11 protein-coding genes and 1 tRNA gene are annotated in these 14,305 nt (G+C 35.1%); 3 read left to right on the top strand and 9 right to left on the bottom strand.

Annotated features, from left to right (window positions below):
* The 9 genes from RB214_RS02260 to RB214_RS02220 form a co-directional block, all read right to left on the bottom strand.
* Positions 1–1,254 (bottom strand): glycosyltransferase, encoded by a 1,254-nt coding sequence (locus RB214_RS02260; RefSeq protein ID WP_138488475.1) that lies wholly within the window; start codon positions 1,252–1,254, stop codon positions 1–3.
* Entirely contained in the window at positions 1,251–2,165 is a 915-nt protein-coding gene (locus tag RB214_RS02255; RefSeq protein WP_138488474.1) for a sugar transferase, read from the bottom strand. Before RB214_RS02255 ends, RB214_RS02260 begins: the two co-directional genes overlap by 4 nt.
* Positions 2,166–2,168: 3 nt before the next feature.
* On the bottom strand, positions 2,169–3,440 hold the full coding sequence (locus RB214_RS02250; protein WP_309168222.1) for a flippase: 1,272 nt from the start codon (positions 3,438–3,440) through the stop codon (positions 2,169–2,171).
* Entirely contained in the window at positions 3,440–4,273 is an 834-nt protein-coding gene (locus RB214_RS02245; RefSeq protein ID WP_138488472.1) for a hypothetical protein, read from the bottom strand. The genes RB214_RS02250 and RB214_RS02245 overlap by 1 nt, the downstream gene beginning before the upstream one ends.
* Before the next feature lie 174 nt (positions 4,274–4,447).
* Complete coding sequence (locus RB214_RS02240; RefSeq protein WP_309168221.1) at positions 4,448–5,620, bottom strand: O-antigen ligase family protein; 1,173 nt, start codon at positions 5,618–5,620, stop codon at positions 4,448–4,450.
* Between the two features lie 9 nt (positions 5,621–5,629).
* Positions 5,630–6,571 carry a Wzz/FepE/Etk N-terminal domain-containing protein gene (locus RB214_RS02235; RefSeq protein WP_138488470.1) on the bottom strand — a complete coding sequence of 314 codons (942 nt, stop codon included), beginning with the start codon at positions 6,569–6,571 and terminating at the stop codon, positions 5,630–5,632.
* Between the two features lie 78 nt (positions 6,572–6,649).
* A complete protein-coding gene (locus RB214_RS02230) occupies positions 6,650–9,253 on the bottom strand; it encodes an SLBB domain-containing protein (RefSeq protein ID WP_309168217.1) in 2,604 nt (867 codons plus the stop codon).
* Positions 9,254–9,375: 122 nt separating this feature from the next.
* The gene (locus tag RB214_RS02225; protein WP_024596589.1) at positions 9,376–10,158 is read right to left on the bottom strand and encodes a YdiY family protein; all 783 of its coding nucleotides are present in this window, start codon (positions 10,156–10,158) and stop codon (positions 9,376–9,378) included.
* 186 nt (positions 10,159–10,344) lie between these two features.
* Positions 10,345–11,163 (bottom strand): mechanosensitive ion channel family protein, encoded by an 819-nt coding sequence (locus RB214_RS02220; RefSeq protein WP_024596588.1) that lies wholly within the window; start codon positions 11,161–11,163, stop codon positions 10,345–10,347.
* A gap of 284 nt (positions 11,164–11,447) precedes the next feature.
* Here RB214_RS02220 and RB214_RS02215 point away from each other — a divergent pair.
* The 3 genes from RB214_RS02215 (at position 11,448) to RB214_RS02205 (ending at position 14,305) form a co-directional block, all read left to right on the top strand.
* Positions 11,448–11,523, top strand: a tRNA-His gene (locus tag RB214_RS02215).
* A 322-nt stretch (positions 11,524–11,845) separates the two neighbouring features.
* Positions 11,846–13,171 carry a hypothetical protein gene (locus RB214_RS02210; RefSeq protein ID WP_309168214.1) on the top strand — a complete coding sequence of 442 codons (1,326 nt, stop codon included), beginning with the start codon at positions 11,846–11,848 and terminating at the stop codon, positions 13,169–13,171.
* Between the two features lie 12 nt (positions 13,172–13,183).
* Entirely contained in the window at positions 13,184–14,305 is a 1,122-nt protein-coding gene (locus RB214_RS02205; RefSeq protein ID WP_182752335.1) for a FecR domain-containing protein, read from the top strand.

The raw sequence follows: 14,305 nt of genomic DNA, 5'->3' as shown, positions 1-14,305 counted from the left end.
TTATAAAAGACTGTAAAGTTCTTCGTATCTTTTGGATATATTTTCATACGACCAACTTTCTAAAGCATGTTTTCTTGCTGCAATGGATAAATTTTCTCTATTTTGATAAACCCAAATTATCCCTTCAGCAAAGTCTAGAGGGTCATATGGCTTAGCCAAGTAGCCTGTCTTCTTTTGTACAACTACATCTTTCAACCCTGAAGTATCAAAACAAACAACAGGTACTCCACATGCTTGAGCCTCACTTCCTGTTTGGCCAAATGCTTCTAGCCTCGACGGAACTAGCATGACATCCATAGCATTGTAAGCTGCCGCAATAGCAATCTCATTATTTAAATGACCTGTAGAATAGCAATCAAAGCCTGCTATTGAGTTTTGCTTATCATCAGCACCGAATATTAAAAAAACAGTATTTTTCGGTTCTATATCAACAGCTATTTCATTTAACTTTGTTAAGGCTAACTCCAATAAATCGAAACCTTTTCTACTATCTGTTTTAGCAGATAGAGCTCCAAAACCTATTACAATCTTATTTTGAGGTATACCGATAAGTTCCCTCATAGCTTTTTTATCTAAAGGCTTATAAATATCTAAATCTAAAGGGTTTGCTATAGTTGAAAATGAAGCAGGGCTATTTTTAAATAACTCACTATTTTTAGCACATTCAGTTAGCCAATTACTTGGAGTTACTATTGTAATTTTTTTATTACCCCACGCCCTCATCTTTCTCTGCCAAACTAATTTATTTATATCAATGCCTTCATTAGCTTTAGGTGAAGTATTGTTATAACCTTTTAAATACCGAACACTTTGAGTGTCATCAACATAATGCTCTGCACCACAAAAAGCCCACATATCATGCAATGTCAATACTAAACTTTGTTTTATTTTACCAATTTGTTCTATTGATATACTTTCATCATTTACCCAATGAATATTAACGATATCCGGGGATTGGCTTTCAACTAAGTTCTTCAAACCGCCAGAAAACCAATTAATTGAATGATAATTCTGATTTGATGTTTTTTGCAAAGAGATAATTTTACGCGAAATTTTATATTTTAAAAAACTCATTAAACGAAAAGTAAAGCTATTATTAGTAATAATATCGCTATCTGGCTGATTTTTTTTTGAAACTACCATTCTAATGTCTAAACTCAAAGAGTGATTTTTTAATGCACTAAAAAAGCGAAATGTTGCCTTTGCAGCTCCACCTGCTGAATCTGAGCTAGAGACTAAAACGACTTTTTTCATGAAATAAGCCTCCACGCCTTCCTAAAGGCTCTAATAATTAAACTGGGGTAATTTTTTTTATAGAACCTTTTTATAGCCTTAACTGCAGTTACGTTTTCTTGTGTTAATTTTTTAGGCCATTCATTAGGGCTACTTTGAGCTAATGGAGAAGTAAAAATATCCCAATTACCACAGTTTTCACCACTGCCATCATTTCCTATGTTTTGTATGTATGTCTTAGTAGGGTTAATACACAACCCGTTGTTCTTATAAATAGTGGCATACCAAAAAATAGCCCACGTATTTAACCTACCATCTAAGTTAGCTTCGACTTGTTTCCAAAAATTATGGGTATTATCTAAGTTGAACTTACTTATATCTTCTTTTGTAAAATTACTTACCAAAGATTGTGGGTTTTTCTCAAAAAATTGCCAGTTTTCAGCCCAAGTAGCCCAGCCCCAGCAATTCATTGTACGCCAAGCAAATGTATCTTCATTTATTCCAAAGTCGATCGGATGGGTCCATCCAGAGATGTGCCAAATAGACTCATTACTTTTATATTCAGTTAAAGCATCATTCATAAATGTTAAAAAGTACTTAGAAGTTACTAAATCATCTTCAAGAACAATAACCTTCCCGTGCTTATTAATGACTTCACTAACACCAGACATGATATTTTTCGCAAGACCGAAGTTCTCGGTCCTAGCTTCAATATGAATTTCTTTAAAGTCACCATTCACTTTATTAACAATATCTACAACAGACTCATAATCAGCTCTATGCTCTGCTTTTTTAGGGAAGTCTAAAAAAACATATAACTCTGTCTTCTCAGCTAAAAAATTATCTCTTAAAGCATTTAATGTTCGTAATGTATGATCTGGCCTAGCGTAAGCAAATAACACTACTGGTGCGTAACTTCTCTCTATATTCATAACCTATTTAGCCTTGATGAAAATTAAGCTTTTAACTTGTAATAAAAATATATTAGGCGCCAAAATTATATTCGACAAAACAGCTTGGCTCGCCTGCGCTAATACTGCTGATATTGCAGCCCCTACAATACCATAACGGGGTATTAAGATGAGGTTACATATAATACATACACATAAACCAACTAGAGTTTTTGCAAGTGCTAACTTTCCTTTACCTTCAAGAACCATCCAAATAGTTTGTGCAATCCCCATATTAATAAAGAGATTAGTAAAAACATGAATTGCTAATACTTCACTAGATGATCTATAAACCTCCCCATATAGGAAAACAATCAGATATTCTGCAAAAAAATAAAATGGAATACAGATTAACCAACCAAATACAGCATAACCAAAAAACAACTTTTTAATCCATTGCTGGTACTGCTGCTCTGATTCAGCTTTTTTTCGCGTAATGAAAGGAGTTATAGTTTTTTGGATAATAACTGGAATAAATGAAAGCTGGGATGATATAGCTACACCAGCCGCATAAAAACCTAGTGATTCCGGAGACGTTAAGTTTTTTATAAGTAATTGGTCAACGCGCATATAAAGTACGACTGATAGGCCTGATAGTAGGTAAGGCCAAGACTCTCTAAGCAATTTAACAGTCAATTTTTTTGATACTGTCCAACTGAGGAAAGTATTATTTTGGTAATACATAATAATTAAAGCTAGTGCAGCAAAAACCATCTCTAGGCCAACAAAAAGAGCGAAGTAAATAATATCCTGCTCAGTAATAATTAAAAATATTCTACCAATATTTACAATACTGTAGGCTATCAATTTGGCTACAACAGATTTTTTATTAAGAGATTGACTTTGAAACCATAGTTCTAAAATATCCATACTCTGGAAAAATAGCGTAATACCAGCAAGAGCTATTAACAAAGTTAGATTAGGGCCTTCAAAACAATAGAATAAACTAACGGCCAATAAATACGATAGCCCTCCCGAAATCAACTTAATAAAGAAAGCAGATCCTATTATTTCTTCGCTATTTTTAGGGTTTAATGAAAGCTCTCTGACGACAATTCCGTCTAGCCCTGCGCGTGAAAGTGTTTGGAAAAAAATTAAGGCTGAAATGACGTATGCCAACTCTCCAAAGCTAGCTGGTCCTAAATATCGAGCAATCCAGACGCTTACAAGCATACCTAACCCAATTCGATAAAATTTATCAAAGAGCAACCAGGCTGAATTAGAAATGAAAGATTTTATATTTGCACTAATCTGCATTAGCGGGCACTTTTATTAAAGATTTTATTTAAAATACGGCTAATTCTTCTTTTTATATAAATAGTAAAATCATTTACATGAATATACTTTAAAGAAAATGCATTTGGCTTATGGACTGTTCTCGATAGCTTAACCAGCTCATGGCTCGACAATGAAATAGTTCTTTTTATTGCATAAGGCTTGAAAGGGATACCGTGAATATTTGATTTAAATATTATCGAATTTACGCCCTCATTATTTTTGACAAACTGATATTGCTCTTTATCCTGCTGAGACTCTATTGGACAAAAATAAAAAACATTATTAATAAATTTATTTATATTAATATATTTATAATCCCGCTCATCATACAGCAGCTTATTTTTCACTTCATCTTTTTGTACTTTAGTAAGATCAAACTGTCCAGCAAAACATAAGCTGTGCTTTGCCCCAACTAAAGTTCCAAATAGAGCAGCAGCATACCCTCCTGCACTAGAGCCTATAAATACAGCATCATATCCATCACATAACTCTTTTAACAAGCTTTTTACTTTATCCACAGAGTTGTACTGCTCGCTTATACCTGCAATGTACCACTGCTTATATAAATCCCTTAGCAATATAACCCTAGAATAAGAAGACTTAGGGATTATATTTTCCCATTCGTAGCGATCATTATCTATTATTTTAGATAGTTCTAAATCAGTATTTGGAAAGTATAACCCATTACTTGAAAAGCATACTAAGCACTTTTTATTATCAACATGAGGGTTATCAATAACCTTATAGTTATTATACTTTCTATACTCTGGCAGTTTTTCTAACCCAAACTGCTCAGATAAATACCCAGGCATACGAAGTCCTTTTTAACTTAGTGGTTAATTTAAATATAAAATTATAATGAATAGTCAAAGCGTAAAGTAAATAACCAAAAAAACTTTCATATGACTGCTTGCAAGGCGATGACGCAATATTTTACCATCTAATACAAGTAAATATAACTAAAAACACTTTATAAGTGACTCAATTCAACTTGGTTTTAATACTTTTGGACATGATGTGGCATCTACCTTTGCTCTAAGAACTAATAACAATAAGATAATCAGCTGGTAGGAGGTAGCAATACTTGCTGAAAACATCATTGATAGAAAGAAATATAGAGTTAAAAAATTAATCCATTTTTGACTATCCGGTAACTTCCAAGCTTTAATAACTGTAAAAGAGGCTAATAATAAAACTATAATTATCCCAACTAAGCCGGTCGACATTGCCAGCTCCAAAAATAAATTATGTGGGTAATAATTATGTGCTTGCTCTAATAAGCTACCGCCAAAAAAAATATTATCAGTAAATATATCAATTGCTGACATATATTGTTCTAGTCGAATTCCTACTGACATGTAACCTGCGTCAGAGGTTGGGTTAAACCTTGCTAAGGCTGGAGCTATGGCAATTATATCTTGAACAAACCTTATAAAAACAGCTATAAAGAAAAGAAATACCCCGCCTAGAGATATCTTAACTTTCGTAGAGGATCTAAATAAGAAAAACATAAATAAACATAATAATAAAGCTAGTAAAGGCCCTCTAGAACCGGACAATATCATTAAATAAAGTGATAAAAAAATGTGTATTAATTTAATGAAAATCTTAATATTAGAATTTGCGGCTATAATAATCCCAGCACCTAAGTAGAGTGCTATAGATATTGGGTTTAACCTTTCAAACCCAAGTCTTCCTGGTTCTGAAAATGGAAGGAGAATAAACAATAATAAAATAAAAAACAAAGAGTACTTAAAAAACACTTGCTTTAAATACTCTAAATGAGCTTTATTAAGGTCGAATGCAATTAAAGCTATAGGTATTAGTAATAAAATAAATAGATTTTGAAAGTAATAAAAAAATGTAAAAAAGCTGTTTTCAAATCCATTAGCAAAATAAATTAACACACGTAAAACATACGCAATAATACAAAAGAATAAGAAAACATGAGATCGAGTGTAAGTAACTTTAATCCTAGAAAAACATATTACTAAAATTATTGTAACTACAGTAACTAAACGAAATAATTGTGTTATAAATGGTACAGGAAGAACAGAGCCTATAAGCCCAAAGATTTGATAACCAATTAAATGCGTTACAATAGCAAATAATATAACCTTTTCCGATTTACGCAAATCCACTTTGTTAGCAGTTAACAAGCTATACCCCTAAAGAGTACTTTTCGAACGTCGAGTAAAAAAACGAATAAACACCCACATAAGCGATAAGCTCCCCCCACAAAATGCCCCAACGACTACAATAATTAAACGTTTAGGAGAGGATTTAACTTGTGGAACTGTAGCTGGAACTACTGTCTTGAATAAGTATGCATCACTTACCTCAGCCAGCATTAATGTTTGGGTCTGACTTTCAATCATATTGTAAAATACAACTTGCATATCAGTAACTGGCGTTTGAGAAATTTTTGACTTTAGATAATCAATATTCTTTTTAGACTCACTCATGTCCTTTTTTTGATAGAAACTATTAATCTCTTGCTTTAAAAGGTCAACCCATTCTTTAGCTATATTAGGAGAGTAGTGGGTAAAAGAAATTGTTAACATCCCTGTTTCATCATCTAAAGAAATAGACAACATCTCTTTTATTACTTTATATGTTTCCCAACTAGTAGGCTCAGGGTCTTTATCAGTCTCATCAATATTAATCCAGCTATTATCCTTGGGATTATAAACCTCTTGGTCATAAACTAGCTCGTTGGATAAACTATCCCAGCTTTTTACTCCCATAATTAACGGCTTTAAGTTGTACTTATTATAGAAGCTCTCTAAAAAGGGCCAACTTTTGATAAGTTCCATTGCTTGATAAACTCTACTGCTATCCCCACCACCCAAATTTATCCCTGCCATAGCTGCTAAACCACTATATTGAGAGGCTAACCCTGATAAGCCGCCCTTTGACTCACTCTTCGCTGGAGTCAACACTAACTGAGCTGTGTATTTATTTGGGAGACTCAATGAGTAAATTACAGCCCCAATTACAAATGTTACTGTGATAAAAATAACTTTCCATTTATCCAACCACAAAGCAGCTGCTAGCTCTTTTAGACTAATCACCTCATCATTTGATATTAAGTTATTAGCATTTTCCATAAACTTTCTCTTTTTTGTTAGCTGTTAAAGCTGCCTAAAGCTAAGGCAGCTTTACATAATGTATAACTGTCTATATGCCTAAAGTGTTGCTATTGCAGCCACTGCTACACCTAGTTGGTAAAGTATTTGTGTGGCGGTGCTCCAAAGCGTGAGCTTATCCATATGGTCAGCGTTTAAAGGCACGACAATTGTGTCACCGGCATCAAGCTGGTTATTACTTGATGCAAACCAACTACCCTTATCTGGAATTACAACTGAACCGTTGGCCTTGATTATGTATATACTATCTTCATCGGCGCGATCTTTTAACCCACCACTAAGGTCAAGATAATCTTCTAGACTAACCCCCGCTTTAAATAAATGAGAAGTAGAGTAATTAACTTCTCCTATTACGCTGACTGAATCACGCTTGCTTGGTACATAAAGTGTATCGCCATCTTGCAGCACTAAATTTTGCCTGTTTTCGACGATTAACGGTAAATCGATAACTAAACGCCCCACTGCTTCAACGCTTGCTAAATCGTTTAATAGTTTGTTCATTTCATCGTATGAAAGTGAATTACTGCTTACAGAGTTCTGAAAGCTTTTTGATGCAATATCACGGCGTAATTCTGTAGATAAACGAGCAAGCTGCTTTTGTTCTTGTTCTTTTATGGAAGCACGGGTAAAAATAGCAGCCTTCTGCTCTGCAAATTCAGAGAACCCTCCAGCACGTTCGAGTAACTCCGTAAGCGTTTCGCCGCGGCGTATTGTGTATGTGCCCGGAAACCTTAGTTCGCCTTTAAGTTCCACTTTTACATTTTCTTGCCAATTTGGAATGGCGAATACGTTAATACTGTCTTTGCTTTGTAAAGTAATATTGTTTTTTGAATCACCTATCATTGCGCTTTCGAGGTCTAAGCGTAAATGCTCAATCTTAGAGGCGTCACTTGAAACGATGCGAGTGATTTCGGCTTGTTTTAGATAGGCTGACTCTAACAGCCCACCTGCAGCAGTCACTAAATCACGTACATCTCCACCAACCATCAACGGATAAACCCCAGGGGACGTAACGTTGCCGCCAATTTCAACAAGTTGTACAGCATGATCAACTGATGCTTGTTGTTTAAGCTTAGCTAAAATGGGCGCTAAAAGATTATGCCGACTAAATAAAGCATAATCATCAAATTCAGTTTCAAGTTCAGCATTCTTTTGTTTTAAATCAATGTATTTTTCAAACTCTTTTTGCTGATATTTATGCCATTGCTCAGCCTTAAGCTGTTGCTCTTGCTGCTCTTGGCTTAAGGCCATATTAGTAAGTGCTGAATTTTCAGCCTCTTTTTCTTCAAAACGGCTAAATACTACGATTTTATCATTAGCTTTTAATTCTAGGTTGTTTTCAGGGTTTTTAATAATGGCTTGTGCTACATCAAATTGGTGCGCTTCTATATCACCATTTATATTAATTTCGCGAATAACTAGGCCGTAGCTTAGATCTGCTTGTGGAAGCAAGTCGCCACGTACTGATTTTAAAACATCAGAAATACGCTTACCTTGATACCATTGATAATTACCCGGACGTGCTACTGCACCAATTAAGCTAATTGAATTTTGATATTGCGAGCTAACTGAATTAAAGCGAATACGGTCGCCATCTTGTGGGATATAGTTAATTTGTGGTTTTGAAAAATCGACTGAGAGTACTTCTTTACGATCGAAGTTAAAGCGCTCTACAATAGCGCTTTTGGCGTATGCATTTGGTTTGAGGCCTCCGGCCATTGCTAATAACTGCTTAGCAGATTCACCTTTTTTAAGTTCAAAAATAGCGGGACGTTTAACTGCACCTTCAACTGTTACTTGAGCGCCAACTGATGGTATAAATACAACATCACCCGGCTTTAATACGATATCGTTGCTGCTATCGCCTTTAATAAGTAAGTCATAAAGGTCAAAATTAGCCACCGTTTTACCCGAGCGCTTCACTTGAATATTACGCAGTGAAGCAATTTCAGACACGCCACCGCTTACAAATAAAGCGTGCGAAACAGTTGTTAATGATGAAACACTGTAGCTACCTGGCTTGTATGCCTCACCTAACACTAAAATACGCATGCTACGAAGCTGATCAAGCGATACAAACGCTTTTACACCTATAATCTCTTGCTCTACTTTTACTTTTACTAGCTCTTTAATTTCAGCAAAGGTTAAACCGGCCACTTCTACAGGGCTTAAATCTGGAATACTAATACGTCCTTCACGGTCAACTATAACTTCAAAACTGTCACTTTCTTTACCATAAAAGTTTATTTTTAATTGATCGCCAGGGCCCACAATATATGTATCTGGTACTGCGGCATTTTCGCTTGGCATAAACGTAGTAGGTTCACCTGCAAACAACTCATAGCCATATGGCTTAAGTTCGTCTATTTTTGGTTTAAAGCGCTCTTCATCTGTAAGCTCTTCTTTTTCTGGCTCGGTACGCTCACCAATACTACTTTGCTGCTGTGTATTATTTTGATTATTAGATTGGTTTGTACCAGTGATCGTTGATATATCAACACCATACTGTTTTGCGAGAGCTTCTTGTTGAGCTTTAGGTAACTTTTTAAATTGCTCAATTTGAGACGCTGTTGGCGTAAAAGCCAAAGTACTAAAACTACAAAGTAGAATAAAAGCACTAATAAATTGTGTAAAAACTTTCACGAGTAGGTATATCCCTAGGTCTACAACCAAAATTGGTGGCTATAATACCTTAATTTTAGGCAAATAAAAAAGGGACTTTCGCCCCTTTTGTCATTTTAGTGTCATTAACTTAACTACATTGGTTAAAAACTGTAAACCAACGTGAATGATGTTTCAGTGTCAGTGCTTTCTTTGTCGTCAGCAACATCTGAGTTATTAGTGACATTAAAAGCGACTTTCATTTGTAACGAGCCGTTTATTTTTGCAAGTAATGCAGTTTCAGAGCGAGTTTTAGTGTTTGTATCACCGTACTCAACAGCAACTAATTGAGTAAAACGTGCATTCTCAGAAATTTGCCAGTTGTAATCTAACTTACCCAAGGCAATTACTTCGCCTTCAAATTCACCAGCAAGAGAGTTACCGTTGTCATCAACTTCAGTGCTGTCATCTGGGTATTCAAAGTATTTATAACCAGGACCAATTTCAGCACTTAGCCACATAGTTTTTTCGTTTAATAAACGTAAACCGTAACCAGCAGAAATTACTGACTCACTTCTATACGCTCCAAAATAATCTGAAACGTGTGAACCATAAATGAATAAATGAGAATGATCTTCATTTAATTTGTAATTACCTTGCGCAGAAATTGAATACTTTTCGTTAGTGCGCTGCTTGTTTTTGTCACCATTTGCATCTTCAACTTCATCTTCTTTGTAGATGCCGTCTAGCTTGTATTCGTTGTTCCAGTGTTCAAGGTTGTGCTGAACTTTAATGCCACCTTTGAGTGTGGTCGTTTCTGTATTACCACTTGTGACAATAGCACCTAGTTCACTGGTAACTTCCCATGTTCTTTGTTCTGCGTCTGCAGCAAATGCGTTTGTTGCAGCAGAAGCCGCAACTAAAACTGATAAAAGCTTTAATTTCATTAAAAAATAACCTTTGTATAAATGTACATCTATTTTATTAAAGCATTACTTGTTAGAGCAAGCTAAACAGCTAAGTAATAATGTAAAAAATTTTCATGCAGCAAATACCGCATGAAAATTTTATGTTTAATAGCTCTTTAGCACTATAACAATTAAAGATAACTTTAATTAAATAACTATTTAAAATTAGTCTTGCTTGTGAAAGTGAACATCCATTTGTGGAAATGGGATAGTAATATCTGCATCATCTAATGCGATTTTAATATTTTCCATTAATGACCAGTAAGTAGGCCAATAATCAGCAGCGTTAACCCAAGGACGAACAATAAAGTTAACACTTGAATCGCCTAACTCATTTACAGATACATTGTAAGCTGGATCTTTAAGTATGCGTGTTTCTGCATCTAATACAGATTTTAATACTTCTTTTGCGTGACGTAAATCAGCATCGTAGCCAACACCAATAACTAAATCGATACGACGAGTAGACTCTCGTGAAAAGTTAGTAATAGCACCAGACATTATTTGGGAGTTTGGTACGATAATTACTTTGTTATCTGGAGTACGTAGTTCAGTTGAGAATATTTCGATTTTTTTAACCGTACCCATTTTATTACCTGCTTCAACAAAGTCACCAGACTTAAATGGACGAAGTAAAATAATTAGTACGCCTGATGCGAAGTTAGATAATGAACCTTGTAATGCTAAACCAACAGCTAAACCGGCAGCACCTAAAATAGCAATGAACGAAGTTGTTTCAATGCCAATTTGCGAAAGTGCCATTAAAATAGTTACAGCAAATACAAGTGTGTACACAATACTTGAAACAAATGAAGCGACAGCTTTATCTACTTTCTTTTTAGCAAAACCTTTTTCAGTTAAGTTAGAACAAAACTTAGCAACACGACTACCAAGTAAAAAGATAACAAGCGCAACAACAGCTTGTATACCGTAGTGTAAAATTAGGCCTGAGTTATCATTAAGCCAATTAAGTACTGAATCCATATTTACTCCAAATGTTTTTTATTAAGCGTTTTCGGGCATTATTATACATTAATTTACAATTTACTCTCATGAAATAATAAATTGATACTATTAAATGCAAGTGTATTCTATTTTTTAGAGGCATTTATGCGATAAAACATAGCCTACTTTGAAAAAATATTAACGGCTAAATACTAATTATATTTGCCTGATTTAAATTATTTTAATTTATTTCACTTTTGGGCTTCACAACAATTATTATTTTATGTATTATGCGCGCCACACCAAACAAGGTGTGTGTAGTGGCGGTTGTAGCTCAGTTGGTAGAGCCCCGGATTGTGATTCCGGTTGTCGCGGGTTCAAGCCCCGTCAATCGCCCCACTTTTTTATCTTAGTAATATCCTATCTTTATATTGAATAATCTCCCTTACTTATCTCTTTTAATATCCCGTACAGCAAACCAAAGCTTTATCACCTGAATTAATTAATATTTTAAACTAAAACAGTTTTTCAGCAACCTTCCCTATTTAAATTAGTTTAGCGCGAAGATTTATTAAACAAGTATCCAGCCTGCAATTAAATTACATTTATTTAACCAATGTGATTGTACTGGCTGTACTTCAATACAAAAAGTGCTAGGTTTCTAGTACTAACATCATTTTATTACAAAACATCAAACTTCTACTGGGATATAAAATTAAGCATGATTAAACAGGTTTTAGGAAATTTACTGTGTAGTTGTTTAGCTGTAATGAGCTTTAACTCATTGGCTCAAAGCAATGATGAATATAATAAGCTATTGATTGAGCTTCAAAAATTAGTTTCTGAAAAAAAATACACTCAGGCTTATCAAAAAAGTAATAGCGAATACCAGTACCTGGGCGAACCCGTATACGACTTTTTATTAGGGGTCAGTGCACTTAAAACAGGGCATGCGGCGCCAGCTGTATTTGCCTTTGAACGCGTGGTTGAAAATAATCCTAGATGGTATGAAGCTCGCTTGTACTTAGTTCGCGCTTATTTAACAGTTAATAATTTACCTGCTGCCGATACTCAAGCTTTAATACTAATCAACTCACCTGACACACCTAATAATATAAAGTCTTCAGCACAATCATTGCTAGAAACTGCAGCACTTAAGCAACAAGAGGCTGGACGCTCTTATAAACAAAATATTGAGCTTGCCCTTGGCGTAGATGGCAACGTAAACGCAGGTACTGCAGAAAATACGATTATAATTCCTAATATTGGTGAGTTTTTGTTATCGCCAGAAAGTAAAAGTACGCAGGACAACTATGCACGACTTAATTACAGAGGAAAGTACTCTCACCCTATTGATCAAAAAAGCTTAATCACTTTAAGTATTGATACCGGGTGGTACAAGTTTGAAGAACTCAGTCAATACGATCGTATAAATGCGCACATTAATGCCGCCTATCAATATAAACAAAATGACATAAGTTGGTTTGCACTAGTTGCTACCACTCCGTTGATGCTTGATGGCGAACTTTATCGTACTGAATCAGCTTTAACGGCCGGAGCTAATTTTACGCTAAATAAACAAGTTAATTTATTTAGCTCTTTGACTGCAGGTGTTTTAAACAATAGATTTGATGAAAAGCTCGATAATTCATTTTATGCGATAAATACAGGTGCTAGCTATGCAGCTCGAAATTGGTTTCAAAGCTTAAGCATTAACGCTAAAAGCGAGGAAGCTGACATTACTGAGGGTGAATTTAATAGCCGTAATATTACGAGCTTGTACTACCAAGTGAACACTCAGTTGGCTCAACATTGGCAGTTGTTATCTCTTGCTGGATACCAATGGATTAATTATAAAGATGATCACCCTTTATTTTTACAAGAACGTGCCGATAACCTCTTTATGTTCTCAACTTCTGTTCGCTACTTAGTTAATCGCGATTTAGCCATACAGTTGGCTGCCAACTATCAAGATAAATCCAGTAATATTTCTTTATTCGAATATGACCGTTTAGATATAAATTTAAGCGCTTCTTACTCATTTTAATTTAAGGTATTTATGAAACATTTACTCCCTGTAATTACCACTTTACTTTGTGTAAGTTTTTATACACAAGCAAACGACCCTGCTGGTAAAACTATTTTAGCACGAGGCTCTGTACTCGCGGTTGATGGAAGCAATGAACAACAACGACAGTTGCAGCGCAGAGATACTGTTTTTGGCGTAGATCGCATTACGACTGGAGAGAAAAGCAAAGCGCAATTTTCGATGTTGGATGGTGGTTTAATAGCCTTAAAAGAAAACTCAGAATTAAATATTGCTAACTACGAATTTAATGACAATACCCAACAAGGCTCTGCTTCTATTGAGTTACTTAAAGGCGGTTTGCGCTCTATTTCCGGCGTAATTAAAAAAAATGGCGGCTCTTATAGTGTAAAAACTCCCGTAGGCTCTATTGGTATACGCGGAACGCATTTTGAAGTTCAACTGGTTAAAGGCGATGTATTTTTAGCGGTATGGGATGGCGCAATAGATTTAACGTTAGAAAATAATAACGTGGTTTCTTTGGGTGATAACGAGGCATTTTCGTTTGCACAAATTACAGCCACTGGTGAAGTCTTTAAAACAACACGTGCGGCACGCGTGTTTGATCAAAATATAGTAGCAATTGATCCTAAAGACGACAACGAAGAAGAAACTGAGCAAGCATCGGTAACTGAAGTTGAAGTAAATGCTTTTGAAGCTGATACAGGTGTTATGGATATATATTCTGAACAACAATTTCAAACTGTTAGCAGCGCATCTTTAGTCGATCAAATAGCTCAGCGCCAAGGTGTATTTAACTATGAGGTATCAAGCTTTAATGTAAATTCGAGTGTGGGTGCTGTTACTGACTTTGCTATGACTATGGCAGTTGATTTTGATAATGGCACCGTGCCTGATGGCGAAATTAGTTTTAATGACGCCGGTGGAAATTGGTATGCAGCTTACAGCGGCTTAATAAATTTAAGCGAACTTGAGCTGGCCGTTACATTTGCATCCCATGGTAACAATAAAGCCGAGGGCGATGTTGATGCAATATTTTTGAATGACTTAGACAATATTACTGGCAACTTTAATCTTAATGAAATAAATAATCCTGATGTAAATGCTAGCGGTTCTTTTAAATTAGAACCATAA

The organism is Pseudoalteromonas sp. HL-AS1, from assembly GCF_031198785.1.
Taxonomy (GTDB): Bacteria; Pseudomonadota; Gammaproteobacteria; order Enterobacterales; family Alteromonadaceae; genus Pseudoalteromonas; species Pseudoalteromonas distincta.
Note: the sequence above shows the minus strand (reverse complement) of the source record. Positions and strands in the feature narration are given on the sequence as shown.

What these genes read in the sequence shown, in the direction of transcription:
- RB214_RS02225 (WP_024596589.1), bottom strand. Translation starts at nt 10,158, where the DNA reads ATGAAATTAAAGCTTTTATCAGTTTTAGTTGCGGCTTCTGCTGCAACA.
- RB214_RS02235 (WP_138488470.1), bottom strand. Translation starts at nt 6,571, where the DNA reads ATGGAAAATGCTAATAACTTAATATCAAATGATGAGGTGATTAGTCTA.
- RB214_RS02260 (WP_138488475.1), bottom strand. Translation starts at nt 1,254, where the DNA reads ATGAAAAAAGTCGTTTTAGTCTCTAGCTCAGATTCAGCAGGTGGAGCT.
- RB214_RS02220 (WP_024596588.1), bottom strand. Translation starts at nt 11,163, where the DNA reads ATGGATTCAGTACTTAATTGGCTTAATGATAACTCAGGCCTAATTTTA.
- RB214_RS02255 (WP_138488474.1), bottom strand. Translation starts at nt 2,165, where the DNA reads ATGAATATAGAGAGAAGTTACGCACCAGTAGTGTTATTTGCTTACGCT.
- RB214_RS02205 (WP_182752335.1), top strand. Translation starts at nt 13,184, where the DNA reads ATGAAACATTTACTCCCTGTAATTACCACTTTACTTTGTGTAAGTTTT.
- RB214_RS02210 (WP_309168214.1), top strand. Translation starts at nt 11,846, where the DNA reads ATGATTAAACAGGTTTTAGGAAATTTACTGTGTAGTTGTTTAGCTGTA.
- RB214_RS02245 (WP_138488472.1), bottom strand. Translation starts at nt 4,273, where the DNA reads ATGCCTGGGTATTTATCTGAGCAGTTTGGGTTAGAAAAACTGCCAGAG.
- RB214_RS02250 (WP_309168222.1), bottom strand. Translation starts at nt 3,440, where the DNA reads ATGCAGATTAGTGCAAATATAAAATCTTTCATTTCTAATTCAGCCTGG.